Here is a 14,818-nt window from a genome sequence, read left to right on the forward strand (position 1 = left end):
CGCGAACGCCGCGCTGCCCTGGCCGGACGAACCGCACCTCGCGGTCTGGCACGCGGCGACCGTGCTGCGCGAACACCGGGGCGACGGCCACCTCGCGGCGCTGGCACACGCGGAGCTGGACCCGGTCGAGGCGCTGGTCTCCTTCGCGGCGATCGGGGCGGCCCGGCCGGAGGTCTTCGGCAGCCGGGGGTGGAGCGACGAGGAGTGGCGGGCGGCGCGCGAACGGCTGGAGAAGCGGGGGCTGGTGGCCGGCGACGGCACGGCGACCGATGCGGGCCGGGCGCTGCGGGCGGAGGTCGAGCGGCGTACGGACGAGGCGGCGGCGGGACCGTGGCGGGCGCTCGCGGCGGAGGAGCGGGAGCGCCTCGCGGAACTGCTGGGGCCGCTGTGGGTGGCGGCGATCGGCTCGGGGCTGCTGCCGTCGGAGAACACGCTGGGCATCGAGAAGGTGTGAGGGGGCGGCGCGAGAGGTGATCGGCCCCGCAGGCGGGAAGGGGCCGGAGCCATGAAATCCTCCTCACGGGGAAGACATTCATGGAATTCCCTGGTTGGTTCGGCTTTCTCACCGTCAGGACGGCTACGAGTGATATCTCCCCGCGTGTGTCGAGTGATGGTGCCCGCCCTGGCCGCCACGGCCGTGCTGGCGCTGAGCGGCTGCGACCCCGACCAACTGCCCGAGGACATCGACACCACCACCGGCGGCGGCGCGGACGGCGGCGGCCAGTCCGCCGCCGGTTTCGGTGCCAGCCCGCTGAGGAACGACGACGGCACGAAGCCCGGCCTCGCCCCCCTCACCTCGGAGAAGGACCGGGCGGCGGCGCGGAAGGTCATCGAGAAGGTCGCCACCAAGGGGCGCGGCCCCAAGACCGGCTACGAACGGGACAAGTTCGGGTACGCGTGGAAGGACTCGGTGGACGGCGTCCCCCTGTCCCACAACGGCTGCGACACCCGCAACGACCTGCTCGCCCGGGACGGCAAGGACGTCGAGCTGCGCTCCGGTTCGAAGTGCGTGGTCGTCTCCATGACGCTCAAGGACCCGTACACCGGCAAGACCATCGAGTGGCGCAAGCAGCAGGCGACCAAGGTCCAGATCGACCACGTCATGCCGCTGTCGTACGACTGGCAGATGGGTGCCGCCCGCTGGAACGAGTCCAAGCGGCAGCAGATCGCCAACGACCCGCTCAACCTCATCCCCGTGGACGGCCCGGCCAACAACGCCAAGCGCGACGCGGGCCCCGCGACCTGGCTCCCCCCGTACAAGCCGATCCGCTGCGCCTATGTGCTCCGCTTCGCGCAGGTCTCCCTGAAGTACGACCTGCCGGTGACGAGCGCGGACAAGGACATGATGCTGAAGCAGTGCGGCGGCTGACGCACCGGTAGGGCGGGCCCCGCGAAGGGGCCCGCCCCTCCTCAGAGCCCCGATCCCCCCGTCGCGTCGATCACCGTGCCCGTCACCCAGCGGGAGTCGTCCGAGGCGAGGAACGCCACGATGTCCGCGACGTCGCGCGGCTGTCCGACCCGGCCCAGCGCGGCCAGTGACGCGGCGCCCTTCTCCGCCTCGGCGTCGCCCCGCAGCCAGTCCGCGTTGATGTCGGTGTCGATGATGCCGGGGGCCACCGAGTTGACCGTGATGCCGCGGGGGCCCAGCTCCTTGGCGAGGGTCAGGGTGAAGTTGTCCAGGGCGCCCTTCGTCGCGCTGTAGGCGATGATGTTCGGCATCGCGATCCGGGCCGCGCCGCTGGAGATGTTGATGATCCGGCCGCCGTCGCGCAGCCGGCCGAGCCCGTGGCGGACGATGAAGAACGGTGCCCGCACGTTGACGGCGAAGACCGCGTCGAACGCCTCCTCGGTGAGCGAGGACAGCTCGGAGTAGAGCCCGGCGCCCGCGTTGTTCACGATGATGTCCACCCCGCCGTCGGGCGCGTACGCGGTGATCCCCGCGTCGAATGCCTCCCACAGCGCGGCCGCGTCCCCATGCGTGCCCAGCTCGGCGCGGAGGGCGAATGCCGTGCCGCCGTTCTTCCGGATGACCGCCACGACCTCCTCGGCCGCCGCCGCGTCCCGGGCGTAGGCGACGGCGACGACGGCGCCCTCGCGCCCCAGCCGTTCCGCGATGCCCCGGCCGATACCCCGGCTGCCACCGGTGACCAGTGCGACCTTGCCCTCAAGTGCGTGCACGGACATGGCTGTTCCCCCTCAGCTATTTGTTGAGTGATCGTTCCAGAAAGAACGTAGCACAACTTCTTGAGCGGGCGCTCTAGAATGCGGGGCATGGGTGAGACAGGTGCGGCGCGCGGACGGCCGCGCTCCTTCGACCGGGACGCCGCGCTCGCGGCGGCCGTCCGGCTGTTCTGGGAGCGGGGCTACGGGGCGACCTCGATCGGTGAGCTGACGGAGGCGATGGGCATCCGGCCCGCGAGCCTCTACGCCGCGTTCGGCGACAAGCGCTCCCTCTTCGAGGAGGCGGTCGCCGCGTACGGGAGGACGCCCGTCGGGACCTTCATGCGCGACGCCCTGGAGCAGGAGCCCACGGCCTACCGCGCGTTCGCGCGCCTCCTGCGCGAGGCTGCCCGGATCTACGCGGACCCCGCGCATCCGGCGGGCTGCATGGTGATCAAGGGCGCCGTGAACGTCACCCCGCAGGACGCCGGGGTGGCCGACCGCCTGAGGGGCGCGCGCAACTCCAACGTCACGGCCTGGGAGGCGCGGCTGCGGGACGCGCAGCGCGCGGGCGAACTGCCGGAGCGGGTGGACCCCCGCGTCCTCGCCGGGTACTTCGCCACGATCGTCCAGGGCATGTCGCAGCGCTCCTGCGACGGGGCGGGCCCGGAGGAGCTGGCCGAGATCGCCGAACTGGCGCTGGCCGCCTGGCCCGGGGAGCGCTCCTGAGCGTGCCCCCACGCGGAGAACCCGCCCTGGGGGCGGGTTCCACGGGGGCCGGGGGCGCTGCGTGGGTCAGAGCTTCAGGTCCCACAGCGTCGAGTCGTACGAGAAGTCGGGGTTGACCTCGACGGTCAGGAGCTTCGCGTCGGCCGGCGTGTCGAACGCGTAGAGCACCGTGACCTTCTTGCCGGGCAGGATCGTGCCGCTGAAGCCCTCGCCGACCTTGTCGTCGAAGATCTGCTCCGCGTCCACCCCGTCCGCGCCGGCGCGCGCCTCGACGGTGACCAGTGCGGAGTCGAACTTCTCCTTGCCTGCGTTCTCGATGACGACGGGGACGCGGTACGCCTTGTTGCCCTTGGTGTGACCGGCCGCGAACTCGCCCGGCGTGTACTCCGTCGCGTCGCCGACCGTGACCGTGAGGTCGTCGTCGTACACGGCCGAGTCGCCTGCCTCCAGCGCCTTCCCGGTGGCCTTCCCCTCCTTGCCCGCCTTGTCGCCGCCCTTCGCCGCGCCGTCCTTGTCCGCCTTGTCGCCGCCCGCCTTCGGCTTCGCGGACGCCGCCGTGTCCGACACCGCCTTGTTCAGGTCGTCCACCGCGTCGTCGACCGCCTTGAAGGTGATCACCGCGCCGACCACCGACATGATCAGCGCGATCAGCGCGAGGAGCGTGCCGAACGTGGCCATGTTCTTGTTCGTCGCCTCGCCCCTCTTGGCGCGGCCCCGGCCGACGAGCCCCAGGATCAGCGCGATTGTCCCGAGGATGCCCGCCAGCCAGAAGAGCAACGGGATCAGGCCGGAGACCGCGCCGATGAGCCCGAGGATCAGGGCGGCGATGCCCAGGCCGTTGCGTGCGGGGCGCAGGCCGGGCGCGTGGGCGGGGCCGTACGGCTGCTGGGGCTGGGGGTACGGAGGCTGCGGGGACTGCGGCGGCTGCGTGAACTGGGACATGGCTGTGCCCTTCGGCAAGTACGGGAGAAGTGGTGAGCGGATCCACCAGGCGCCGCTCGTTCAGCGACGGGTCAATCACAGCATTATCTGTGAACCGAGTCAACATGGTTCACGCGAGACAGGTTCATGCACGGTGTGAATCGATGGCCGGTGCGCTGGTGTGTACGGGTCGGTATGCTCGCTCCGACCCGTCAGCGGTACAGCACAGGGAGACAGCACGTGCCGGAGAACGCGACAGAGGTGACCGCCGCCGGGATCGCCCGCCTGGCGGGCGTGGGACGGGCCGCCGTCAGCAACTGGCGCCGCCGGCACCCCGACTTCCCCCAGCCCGTGGGCGGCACCGAGACCAGCCCGTCCTTCGCCCTGCCCGAGGTCGAGCGGTGGCTGCGCGACCAGGGAAAGCTGGTCGAGGTCCCCCTCCGCGAACGCGTCTGGCAGCAGCTGGCCGGCCACTCGGCGGGCCCCGTCACCGCCCTCGTCCACACCGGCTGCGCCCTGCTCCTGGTGGACCGCAGCCCCGCCGCCTGGCGGGAGATCACCGGCGTGTCCGACGAACGGATGGCCGGGGTGCTCTCCCTCGCGCTGGACGACGCCCTCGCCGGCCGGTTCGGCCCCGCCGGGAACGGGCGCGCCGTCCGCACCCCGGACCGCGCCGAGCTGCTGCCGTCCGTTCCGCTGCTGCGCGGCGCCGCCGAACTGGCCGCCGGGACCGGCGTCCGGGAGGCGTACGAGTTCCTGCTCGGCCGTCAGCTCGACGCGAATCCGCGCCAGTACACGCTCACCCCGCCCGGTCTCGCCGCGCTGATGGCGGAACTGGCCGGCGCCGGAGAGCCCGGCGTGCGCACCGTCCTCGACCCGGCGGCGGGCACCGGCGCCCTGCTCACCGCGGCCCTCGGCGCGGCGGAAGCCCCGGGGAGCCCCGCCGCCACGAACCGCCCCACCGCTCTCCGCGCCCAGGAGAGCGACCCCGGCCTCGCCGCCGTCACCGCGCTCCGCCTCGCCCTGCGCACCGGGGACACCCCGCGCACCGACCCCGCCGACCGCACGGTCGACGTGCGCACCGGGGACACCCTGCGCGCCGACGCCTTCCCCCGGCTGGCCGCCGACGCCGTGCTCTGCCACCCCCCGTTCAACGAGCGCAACTGGGGCCACGACGAACTCGCCTACGACCCCCGCTGGGAGTACGGCTTCCCCGCCCGCACCGAGTCCGAACTCGCCTGGGTGCAGCACGCGCTGGCCCGGCTGCGCGACGGCGGCACCGCCGTCCTCCTGATGCCGCCCGCCGCCGCTTCCCGCCGCTCCGGCCGCCGCATCCGCGCCGACCTCCTGCGCCGGGGAGCGCTGCGCGCCGTCATCGCGCTGCCGGCCGGCGCCGCGCCCCCGTACGGCATCCCGCTGCACCTGTGGGTGCTGCGCAGGCCGGGCGCACCGTCGCAGCCCAACCCCGAACTGCTGCTGATCGACACCGCCGAGCCCGCCGAGCAGGCCACCGGCGGGGGCCGGGACCGCCTCGACTGGCCGGCCCTGCGCCATGCCGTGCTCGACGCCTGGCACACGTACGACGGATCGGGCGGAACCCGCACGGGCGGACAGCCGGAAACCCCACCCGGCGCCGCCGCCCGCACCGTCCCCGTCATCGAACTCCTCGACGACGACGTCGACCTCGCCCCCGCCCGCCACCTCCCGTCCCCCGCCGCCACCGGCGGTCCGGCCGAGCTGGCCGGCGTACGGGAGCGGCTGACCAGAACCCTGGGGCTCGCCACGAACCTCACCCCGCCGCCACCCGCCCCCGCCGCACCCGCGCACCGCCCGCTCACCACCATCGGCGAACTCGCCCGGGCCGGCGCCCTCCAGCTCCGCCACGGCGGCGCCGGCACAGCGACCGGCCCCGTCCTCACCGAACACGACGTGCTCGGCTCCACCCCGCCCTCCGGCACCGGCACCCCGGCCGCCGGCGGCACCCCCGAGGAAGCCGTCCTCGTCGCGGCGGGCGACGTCGTCGTGCCCGTGCTCGGCGGTGTCACCGTCGTCCGCGTCGTGGACGAGGCCACCGCGGGCGCCGCGCTCGGCCGCAACCTCCAGCTGCTGCGCCCCGACCCGGCCGTGCTCGACCCCTGGTTCCTCGCCGGCTTCCTGCGCGGCACCACCAACAACCGGCAGGCCAGCAGCCACGCCTCCACCGCGACCCGGCTCGACGCCCGCCGCCTCCAACTGCCGCGCCTGCCCCTGGCCGAGCAGCGGCGCTACGGCGAACGGTTCCGCGCGCTCGCCGCGTTCGAGGACGCGCTGCGGCACGCCGGACGGCTCGGCGGACAGCTCGTCCAAGGCCTCTACGACGGTCTGACGGACGGTACGGTCACGCCGGAGTGACCGGAACCACAACGGTTCCGCACAACCCCGGGCCCTCTGTCGGTGTCGCCCCTTACGCTCGGATCCGCACGCACGCCCGTGTGCGCGCGGACGTTCCACGACCAGGCAATCCAGGAGCAGCCATGTACGCCCCGGGTCTTCCGCCCACGGTGCCGCGCCGGGTCCCCGGCAGGGCCTGGATCGTCTCCATGCGCGTGCTGTTCACGCTGCTCGCGGTCTGCTCCCTCGGCCTGCTCCTGTGGGCGCCCCTGCTCCGGCTGGCGTTCGTCCGCCGCCGGGCCCTCGACTGGTGGGTCGCCGGCGCCGGCTTCGCGTTCGTCTGCGCGATGGTGCCCGTCCTCGGCAGGGACGAACCCGACGTGGAGCCGCACGGCATCGACAACGTACTCATCCCGCTGCTGCTCCTGGTGCTGGCGGGGGCCTGTGCGCACTACCTCGTCGCCGACGTACGTTTCCACGCGCGGCTGACGGGGAAGGCCGCCGGCTTCCCCCAGGCGGGCCCCGGCTACGCGTACGCGGTCACCGTGCCCACACCGCCGTACGGACAGCCGCAGCCCTACCCGCCGCACCCGGGCCGGCAGCACCCCTACCCGCTTCCCCCCACGCGCTGCCCCCAGCCCGAGGACGCCCGCCCCGCCCCGCGGCACCCCGCCCCGCCCCAGCGCATCGACCAGGTCCGCGCCGAGCTGGACGAGCTGAGCGACTACCTCCGCAAGGAGGAGGGCCGGTGAGCGGTCGCCTCGTCGGCGGGCGGTACGAGCTGGCCACGATCCTCGGCCAGGGCGGCATGGGCCAGGTCTGGACAGCCTACGACCAGCGCCTCGACCGCCGCGTCGCGGTCAAGCTGCTGCGCCCCGACCGGGTCACCGGACCCGCCGGCAGCGAGGCCGCCGACGAGCTGCGCCGCCGCTTCGTCCGCGAGTGCCGGGTCACCGCACAGGTGGACCACCCCGGCCTGGTCACCGTGCACGACGCCGGCAGCGACGGCGACGACCTGTTCCTCGTCATGCAGTACGTGGAGGGCGCCGACCTCGGCGACCACCTCGCCGAGCACGACCCCTACCCCTGGCCCTGGGCCGTCGCGGTGGCCGCGCAGCTGTGCGCCGTCCTCAGCGCCGTGCACGCCGTGCCGATCGTCCACCGCGACCTCAAGCCCCGCAATGTGATGGTCCGTCCGGACGGCACCGTGCTCGTCCTCGACCTCGGGGTCGCGTCCGTCCTCGACAGCGACACCACCCGCCTCACCCACACCGGCTCGCCCATCGGCTCCCCGGCCTACATGGCTCCCGAACAGGCCATGGGCGGCGCGGTCGGCCCGTACACCGACCTCTACGCCCTCGGGGTCCTCCTGCACGAACTGCTCGGCGGTGATGTGCCGTTCGCCGGGTCCACCGCCCTCGGTGTGCTGCACCGGCACCTGTACGAGCCGCCGCTGCCGGTCCGGCAGATCCGGCCCGACATCCCGGAGGCGCTGGAAGCGCTCGTGCTGCGGCTGCTCGCCAAGGACCCGCAGCACCGTCCGGCCGACGCGCAGGAGGTGTACGAACACCTCGCCCCGCTGCTGCCCGCGCGCGGCTCACGGCCGCCCGCCGGGCCGCTCGACCCCACCCGCCCGTTCCTGCGCCCGCACGCCCCCTGGCCCGACCGGGCCGCGGTCCCGCCGCCGGCCGTGCCCGCCGCCCCGCCCGCCCGGACGGACGTGGCCGCCGCCGTGGACGAGGTCAAGCGGCTCCTCGGCGAGGGGCGCATCACCCAGGCCGTGGACATGCTCGGCGGGCTCCTCCCGGTCGCCGCCGAACAGCACGGGGCCGGCTCCCCGGTGGTCCGTATCCTGCGCAAGCAGTACGCGGCGACCCTCATGGACGACGGCCAGTACCGCCGTGCCCTGCCCGAACTGCGCCGGCTCGCCGACGACCGGGCCGCGGAGGCGGGCCCCGCGGACCCGCAGACCCTCGGCTACCGCTGCGACGTCGCCCAGTGCCTGGAACAGCTCGGCGAACCCGCCGCCGCGCTCGCGGAGTACCGCGCCGTGCTGCCGTACTACGAGAACCAGTACGCCACGGGCAACGATCCGGCACGCTCGTACGAGATCCGGCACCGCATCGGACAGCTGCTGCTCGCTCTCGGCGACCACGTGAACGCGCGCGCCCAGCTCCAGTCCCTGCTCCACGACACCGAGCGCGCCTACGGCCCGCACCATCCGCTGCCCGTCGAGCTGCGCCGCCGGCTGGACCGTCAGAGGGAGGTCCGGGGCGTCTGAGGCCCGGGACGGGCCGTTCACCCGATGGCCGCCCACCGGCCACACCCGGCTCCGGAAGGCGACACATTGACCGGTTGATGTACATGGGTGCTGATCTCGCTGGTGGTGCCTTGTTTCAACGAGGAAGAGATCCTCGAACGCTTCCATGAACGCGTCACGGACGAAATGTCCCGTCTCGGGCACGCGTTCGAGGTCGTCTACGTCGACGACGGAAGCGCCGACCGGACCCTGCCCCTCATCCAGGAGCTGGCCACCGCCGACGCGCGCGTCCGCTACGTCTCCTTCAGCCGCAACTTCGGCAAGGAGGCCGCCATGCTGGCCGGTCTCCAGCACGCCGAGGGAGACGCCGTCGTCCTGATGGACGCCGACCTCCAGCACCCGCCGGAGCTGGTCGGCCGCATGCTCCAGGAGCACGCCCGGGGGTACGACCAGGTCATCGCCCGCCGCACCCGCGCCGGCGACCGCGTCACCCGCACCCTCACCGCACGCGCCTACTACTGGCTGATCAACCGCCTCGTGGACGTCGAACTCGTGGACGGGGTCGGAGACTTCCGGCTCCTGTCGCGCCGCGCGGCCGACGCCGTGCTCTCCCTCACCGAGTACAACCGGTTCTCCAAGGGCCTCTTCGCCTGGGTCGGCTTCCCCACGACGACGTTCAGTTACGAGAACGCCGTACGGGAAGAGGGCCGCTCCGCCTGGACCTTCGGCAAGCTCCTCAACTACGGCCTGGACGGGCTGCTCTCCTTCAACAACAAGCCCCTGCGCGCGGCCCTCTACCTCGGCCTGCTCCTGACCTCCGTCGCCCTCGCCTACGCCGCCTGGATCGTCGGCGTCGCCCTCGTGCGGGGCGTCGACACCCCCGGTTACGTCACCCTGCTCGTCGTCGTCACCGCGCTCGCCGGCGTCCAGATGGTGCTCGCCGGAGTCGTCGGCGAATACGTCGGCCGCATCTACTACGAGGTCAAACGCCGCCCGCACTTCCTGGTCAAGGCCACCAACACCCGGGCCCGCGAGACCGACGCGGAGCCGGGACCCCGGGAGTTCGTACGCCGATGACGGTCACCGCACAGATGGCACGTTTCGCCCTCGTGGGCGCGGTGAACACCGGCACGTACTACGGCCTCTACCTGCTCCTGCTGCACCGGCTGCCGTACATCGCGGCCCACGTGCTCGCCTTCGCGCTCAGCATGACCGGGTCGTTCTTCCTGAACTCGTACTTCACGTACCGCACCCGGCCCACCTGGCGGAAGTTCCTGCTGTTCCCGCTCACCAACGCGGCGAACTTCGTCATCACCACCGGCGGCGTCTACCTCCTGGTCGGCCTGGCCGGATTCAGCGACCGCTACGCCCCGCTGGCGGCCGCCGCGGCCGCCATCCCCATCACGTTCGTGGTCTCGCGCACGATCATGCTGCGGCCGGACGCCCCGCCGGGGGCGGCCGGACACGGCGGCTGAGTCGGCCGTCGGCGGACCACATCCCCAACTCCTCCCGAATCGTTGGTCGAATCAGTGGCCCGGACCGGTTCCACTCCCTAACATCGATCACCGCAAGGCTTTGTGCTCCGCCGCACAATCTCCTCGGGAGGCTCCTTTGCACCGCCGCCGTCGCACCGCGCTCACCGTCTCCGCCGCGCTGCTCGCCGCAGCGCCGCTCCTCACCGCCTGCGGCAGCCAGGCCCACCCCGGCGCCGCGGCCGTCGTGGGCGGTGACCGGATCACGGTGTCCACCGTGCAGGCGCAGGTGGCCGACGTGCGCGAGGCGCAGGGCTCGTCCCCGCAGTCCGCCCAGCTCACCGACCAGTCCGGCCAGCTCGCCCGCGCCAAGCTGCACGGGCTGATCCTGGACCGCGTCCTCGACCGGGCCGCGGCGGACGCGGGCGTCACGGTGAGCCGCGCGGAGATCCAGCAGATGCGCACGTCGGCCGTCGCGCAGTACCACGGCGAGAAGGGGCTCCAGCAGGCCGTCCTCCAGGAGCGCTGGCTCGCCCCGGGCCAGATCGACGCCTTCCTGCGCGAGCAGATCCAGATCACGAAGCTCGGCCAGGCCCTCGGCGCCGACCCGTCCACGCCCGAGGGCACCAAGGCCATCGGCGACGCGCTCACCAAGGCGTCCAAGGCGCTGGACGTCGACGTCAACCCGCGCTACGGCACCTGGGACAACCAGCAGATCCAGCTGGCCGACTACAAGGCCCCGTGGATCTCCCAGGTCACCAAGCCCGCCCAGGCGGCCGCCGAGGCCGGGGCCTGAACCTCCTCGGACGGCCGGGGTAGATTCGGCGGTGTGAACGCTGAAGACCCCGGCCGCATCGTCCTGCTCACCGTCAGCCACCGGGTCGCGCCCGGACTGCTCTCCTGGCCCGCCTGGCAGGTGCTGCACGGCGCCGACGAGGTGCGCTGCGGCGAGCCGGAGCAGCCGCAGCTGCCGTATCTGAGCGAGGCCGGCGTCACCGTCACCCCGGGCGTGCCCGACGCCCCGGAACTCGTGGACGCCTGCGCGGGCGGCCGGACCGTGGTCGTCCTCACCGGCGGCGCGGGCAACCAGCCGCTCACCGACGGACTGGCCCGGCTGGCCGGCTCCGGCCGGGTGCGGATGCCCGGTCTGGAGCTGCTGCCCGGCGCGTACGACCTGCCGGGTGCCCGGCTCCTCGACCTCGTCCAGGTCATGGACCGCATCCGCGTCGAGTGCCCCTGGACCTCGCAGAAGACCCACGAGGGCCTCGCCAAGTACGCCATCGAGGAGGCGTACGAGCTGGTCGAGGCGATCGAGGACGGCGACCGCGAGGAACTGCGCGAGGAGCTGGGGGACGTACTGCTCCAGGTCGTCTTCCACGCGCGCATCGCCGAGGAGGACGAGGAGGAGCCGTTCTCCGTGGACGACGTGGCCGGCACGCTCATCGAGAAGCTGATCCACCGCCACCCCCACGTCTTCGGCGACGAGACCGCCGAGACCCCGGAGGACGTCCACGCGCACTGGCTGCGCACCAAGGCGATCGAGAAGCAGCGTGCATCGGTGACCGACGGGGTACCGATCGGCCAGCCCGGCCTCGCGCTCGCCGCGAAGCTCGCGAGCCGGGTCCGTACCGCCGGACTCGACGTCCCGCTCCCCGAGGGCGACGACATCGGCTACCGCCTCCTGGCCCTCGCCGTGCGGGCCCAGGAGGAGGGAGTCGACCCGGAGGCCGCGCTGCGCGCCGCGGGACGCGCGTACCGGGACGCGATCCGGACGGCGGAGGGCACCGGATAACGTCGGGCTCGCCGTCTCCGCCCCCTACGCGCTGCTCACCGCCGTGAACTCCACAGGGAGCGTGCGGAGGCCACGCATGATGAGGCCGCCCCGCCACCGAAGTTCACCGGGTTCTACGGCCAGCCGCACGTCGGGCAGGCGACGGAACAAGGTTTCCAACGCGATGCGGCCTTCAAGCCGTGCCAGAGGTGCCCCCAGGCAGTAGTGGATGCCGTGCCCGTATCCGAGATGCTGGTTGTCCCGACGGGACAGATCGAGAGAGTCCGGCTCGGGGAACCGGGCCGGATCGCGGTCGGCCGCCGCCAGAACCACGAGCACGGGATCACCCTCGCCAATCCGCGTTCCTCCGATTTCGAGCGGCTCCGTGGCGTAGCGCCAGGTGGCCAGCTCCACCGGGCCGTCGAAGCGCAGCAGCTCCTCGATGGCGGTGTCCAGGAGTCGATCGTCTCCTCGCTGGACCGCGCTCTGGAACACGGCACGCTGCGACGGGTTCCGGAAGAAGGCGTGCGCGCTGTTGCCGATCAAGTTGATGGTCGTCTCGAAACCCGCGAAGAGGATCACGAAGCACATAGCCGCAGCCTCGTTCTCGGTGAGGTGCTCGCCGTGGTCGCTTGCCCGGATGAGTCCTGAGATCAAATCGTCCCCGGGGTTCTCCCGCTTGCGGTGGATCAGTTCCGCGAGGTAGGCGCGGATCCTCTTCACGGACCGGGCGACCCCACCGCGCGGGCCGCCGCCGTGCCGGATCATCATGCCTGCCCAATCCCGGAAGTCGTCCTGGTCCTCCTCGGGTACACCGAGCAGATCGCAAATGGCGTAGATGGGAAGCGGAAAGGCGAAGTCATGGATCAGATCCGCCTCTCCTCCTTCCGCGAAGTCATCGATGAGCCGGTCCGCCAACTCCTGCACGCGGGGCCCGAAAGCAGCGATCGTCCGGGGTGTGAACGCCTTGGACACCAGCCGACGCAGTCTTGTGTGATCGGGCGGGTCGATGTTCAGCAGATGCGTCATGAGGTTCGCACTGCGCTCCCCCGGGATGCCGGTCTTGCTCTTGCCTTGGGCATCCTCCGCGTGGTGCGCCGGATTCTTCGAGAGACGGCTGTCCGCGAGCGCCTGCCGCGCGTCTGCGTAACGGGTGACGAGCCATGCCTCCACACCGCTCGGCAAGGTCGTCCGGTGTACGGGGCTGTGCTCCCTCAACCAGGCATAGGCGGGATACGGGTCGGTGGCGAACTCCCAGGTGAAGAGTTCGGGCGGCGGGGTGCGGTTCACACGACGACGGTATCGGGACCTGCGGCTCGGGTCTTGACGCGGGCGGCCGTAGGACGGGACGACGATCACCCCCACACGAACGAGTGATGGGCTGCCCATTTCCGCAGAATGGGCTCGTATGCGCAGCATATTCTCTTCGGAAAATGGCACCGGCCGCACAGCGCTTGGTACGAGTCTCCACCGCCGAGCAACTCGACGGCTTCGGCCTCGAAGACCAGGACCAGGTCTCCCGTGGTTGGCTCACCCGTCACCCGGAGGCCACGGTTTACGACGAGTACGTGGACGAGGCCGTGTCCGGTGCACTGGAGAGCCGGCCCGAGATGGACCGCCTCGTCCATGACGCGCGTCGAGGATGCTTCAACCGCATCCTCGTCCCCGCAGTGGACCGAATCGGCCGCACAGCGCGCGCCGCGTACCAGTGGGCCTGGGACATGGCAGACCTCGGTGTCCATTTTCTCTCGGCCAGTGAGGGCATCGACACCAGCACGGAGACCGGATGGTCCCAGTTCATGCGATGCGTCACCCTTGCCGAGATGGAGTGGCTGCGTATCAAGCAGAGATTGGCATCACGAAACGGGGACTCTGGTGCCCCCCGATCCGACGGACGAGGAGTGGGAGGCGGTCCTGGCGATGCTGCGCGGATTTCTCTCCGGGAATTCGAAGAAGCACTTCATCTCGAAGTACGACATCCGCTTGCAGTTCTCCGGGATGCTCCACAGGCTGCGGAACGGCTTGTCGTGGGCTGAGATGCCGCTTACCTGGGGCCCCATCAACCCCATGAGAGAGCGCCAGCTCTTCTGGTGGAAGCGGGGAGCCTGGCCGGAGATCATGGCCGTTCTGGCAGCGGACCGTCGGGGTGGTGTGGCGGCGTGCCGGCATGCAATGCTGCCCCAGCTCGCCGTGACTATTCAGCCGGGCGCTGGGCTTCCGGTGCAGATGCACAGTGAGGCTTTCGGCGTCACGAAAACGCCGTGATGGCGCAGGTTCGGCGTGCCTGCGCGGCTTCGTAGTGAGACGTCAGCACACCGATGGAAGTGACACTCTGTCAAGTCTGTGACTTTCACGTGATCTGCGCTGCATCGACTTGTGACTCACGTTCGAGTTTCGCTAGGTTCACCGTTCGACTCACCAGTCGCTTGTCAGTCACACGGAAGGCATCTCCCATGGGCTCCGCGAACGGCAGACACCGCCGCCCTCGTCAGGCACCCGCCATCGTGGTCGCCGCAGGCGTCACGGGCTCGGCCATCGCCATCCCGCTGCTCGGCGCGGCGAGCGCGCACGCCGCGGACACCGGGACCTGGGACCGGGTGGCCGACTGCGAGAGCGGCGGGATGTGGAGCGCCGACCTCGGCAACGGCTCCTACGGAGGTCTCCAGTTCACGCCGGAGCTGTGGAAGGCGTACGGCGGTGAGGCCTACGCCGAGCGCGCCGACCTCGCCAGCCGCTCGCAGCAGATCGCGGTCGCCGAGCGGGTCCTGGCCGCCAAGGGCCCCACGGCGTGGCCCAGCTGCGCGGTGATCTCCGGGCTCACCAAGGCCGCGGGCAAGGCGGACGTGGACCCGGGCGACGACAACGCGGACGAGCCCGCCCGGAGCGCCGACGCGGGCCTGGACGCGGGTCTCGGCACCGACCCGGTGGACGACGCGTCCTCGGGCTCGTCGGCCACCCCCTCGGACGAGGCGTCCGGCGCGGCCGCCACGGGCAAGGCGGCCGGCAAGGGCTCCGGCAAGCACGCGGGCCGGAGCGCCGAGGAGAGCGGCAAGGGCGAGGCGTCCGCCTCCCCGTCGGCCGACCCCTCCGCCACCCCGTCCGCCGCCCCGTCCGTCCCGGGCGACCCGACGGCCA

General features: G+C 72.1%; 14 protein-coding genes and 1 pseudogene. 12 read left to right on the forward strand and 3 right to left on the reverse strand.

What is annotated here, in order from left to right:
• Together G3I41_RS13650 and G3I41_RS13655 are read left to right on the forward strand one after the other, a co-directional pair.
• Positions 1-454: pseudogene (locus tag G3I41_RS13650) on the forward strand (hypothetical protein); the annotation flags it as partial.
• Positions 455-610: 156 nt separating this feature from the next.
• Positions 611-1,369 (forward strand): HNH endonuclease family protein, encoded by a 759-nt coding sequence (locus G3I41_RS13655; RefSeq protein WP_203600958.1) that lies wholly within the window; start codon positions 611-613, stop codon positions 1,367-1,369.
• Positions 1,370-1,410: 41 nt separating this feature from the next.
• Here the strand turns inward: G3I41_RS13655 and G3I41_RS13660 are convergent, their stop codons facing one another.
• On the reverse strand, positions 1,411-2,184 hold the full coding sequence (locus tag G3I41_RS13660; RefSeq protein ID WP_164400482.1) for an SDR family oxidoreductase: 774 nt from the start codon (positions 2,182-2,184) through the stop codon (positions 1,411-1,413).
• A gap of 78 nt (positions 2,185-2,262) precedes the next feature.
• Here G3I41_RS13660 and G3I41_RS13665 point away from each other — a divergent pair, with 78 nt between their 5' ends.
• Positions 2,263-2,889, forward strand: coding sequence for a TetR/AcrR family transcriptional regulator (locus G3I41_RS13665; protein WP_164400495.1), 627 nt, complete (start codon positions 2,263-2,265; stop codon positions 2,887-2,889).
• A 66-nt stretch (positions 2,890-2,955) separates the two neighbouring features.
• Here G3I41_RS13665 and G3I41_RS13670 read toward each other — a convergent pair whose 3' ends face one another.
• Positions 2,956-3,831 (reverse strand): DUF4190 domain-containing protein, encoded by an 876-nt coding sequence (locus G3I41_RS13670; protein ID WP_164400483.1) that lies wholly within the window; start codon positions 3,829-3,831, stop codon positions 2,956-2,958.
• 219 nt (positions 3,832-4,050) lie between these two features.
• Between G3I41_RS13670 and G3I41_RS13675 the strand changes: the two genes are divergently transcribed.
• The 7 genes from G3I41_RS13675 (at position 4,051) to G3I41_RS13705 (ending at position 11,704) form a co-directional block, all read left to right on the forward strand.
• Positions 4,051-6,201 carry an N-6 DNA methylase gene (locus G3I41_RS13675; RefSeq protein WP_164400484.1) on the forward strand — a complete coding sequence of 717 codons (2,151 nt, stop codon included), beginning with the start codon at positions 4,051-4,053 and terminating at the stop codon, positions 6,199-6,201.
• Between the two features lie 122 nt (positions 6,202-6,323).
• Complete coding sequence (locus G3I41_RS13680; protein ID WP_164400485.1) at positions 6,324-6,932, forward strand: hypothetical protein; 609 nt, start codon at positions 6,324-6,326, stop codon at positions 6,930-6,932.
• Positions 6,929-8,461 carry a serine/threonine-protein kinase gene (locus G3I41_RS13685; protein ID WP_164400486.1) on the forward strand — a complete coding sequence of 511 codons (1,533 nt, stop codon included), beginning with the start codon at positions 6,929-6,931 and terminating at the stop codon, positions 8,459-8,461. The genes G3I41_RS13680 and G3I41_RS13685 overlap by 4 nt, the downstream gene beginning before the upstream one ends.
• An 87-nt stretch (positions 8,462-8,548) precedes the next feature.
• Positions 8,549-9,517, forward strand: coding sequence for a glycosyltransferase family 2 protein (locus G3I41_RS13690; protein ID WP_164400487.1), 969 nt, complete (start codon positions 8,549-8,551; stop codon positions 9,515-9,517).
• Positions 9,514-9,915, forward strand: coding sequence for a GtrA family protein (locus G3I41_RS13695; RefSeq protein WP_164400488.1), 402 nt, complete (start codon positions 9,514-9,516; stop codon positions 9,913-9,915). Before G3I41_RS13690 ends, G3I41_RS13695 begins: the two co-directional genes overlap by 4 nt.
• A gap of 136 nt (positions 9,916-10,051) precedes the next feature.
• Positions 10,052-10,708, forward strand: a complete 657-nt coding sequence (locus G3I41_RS13700; RefSeq protein WP_164400489.1) for a SurA N-terminal domain-containing protein — start codon at positions 10,052-10,054, stop codon at positions 10,706-10,708.
• 33 nt (positions 10,709-10,741) lie between these two features.
• Positions 10,742-11,704, forward strand: a complete 963-nt coding sequence (locus tag G3I41_RS13705; RefSeq protein WP_164400490.1) for a nucleoside triphosphate pyrophosphohydrolase — start codon at positions 10,742-10,744, stop codon at positions 11,702-11,704.
• Positions 11,705-11,728: 24 nt separating this feature from the next.
• Here the strand turns inward: G3I41_RS13705 and G3I41_RS13710 are convergent, their stop codons facing one another.
• On the reverse strand, positions 11,729-12,973 hold the full coding sequence (locus G3I41_RS13710; RefSeq protein WP_343242116.1) for a cytochrome P450: 1,245 nt from the start codon (positions 12,971-12,973) through the stop codon (positions 11,729-11,731).
• 143 nt (positions 12,974-13,116) lie between these two features.
• On the opposite strand from G3I41_RS13710, the gene G3I41_RS13715 reads away from it, so the two are divergent.
• Together G3I41_RS13715 and G3I41_RS13720 are read left to right on the forward strand one after the other, a co-directional pair.
• A complete protein-coding gene (locus G3I41_RS13715; protein WP_164400492.1) occupies positions 13,117-13,719 on the forward strand; it encodes a recombinase family protein in 603 nt (200 codons plus the stop codon).
• 417 nt (positions 13,720-14,136) lie between these two features.
• Positions 14,137-14,818: transglycosylase family protein (locus G3I41_RS13720; RefSeq protein ID WP_164400493.1), on the forward strand; the 682-nt coding region annotated here is incomplete at its 3' end.

This window comes from Streptomyces sp. SID9727 (assembly GCF_010550605.1).
GTDB lineage: Bacteria > Actinomycetota > Actinomycetes > Streptomycetales > Streptomycetaceae > Streptomyces.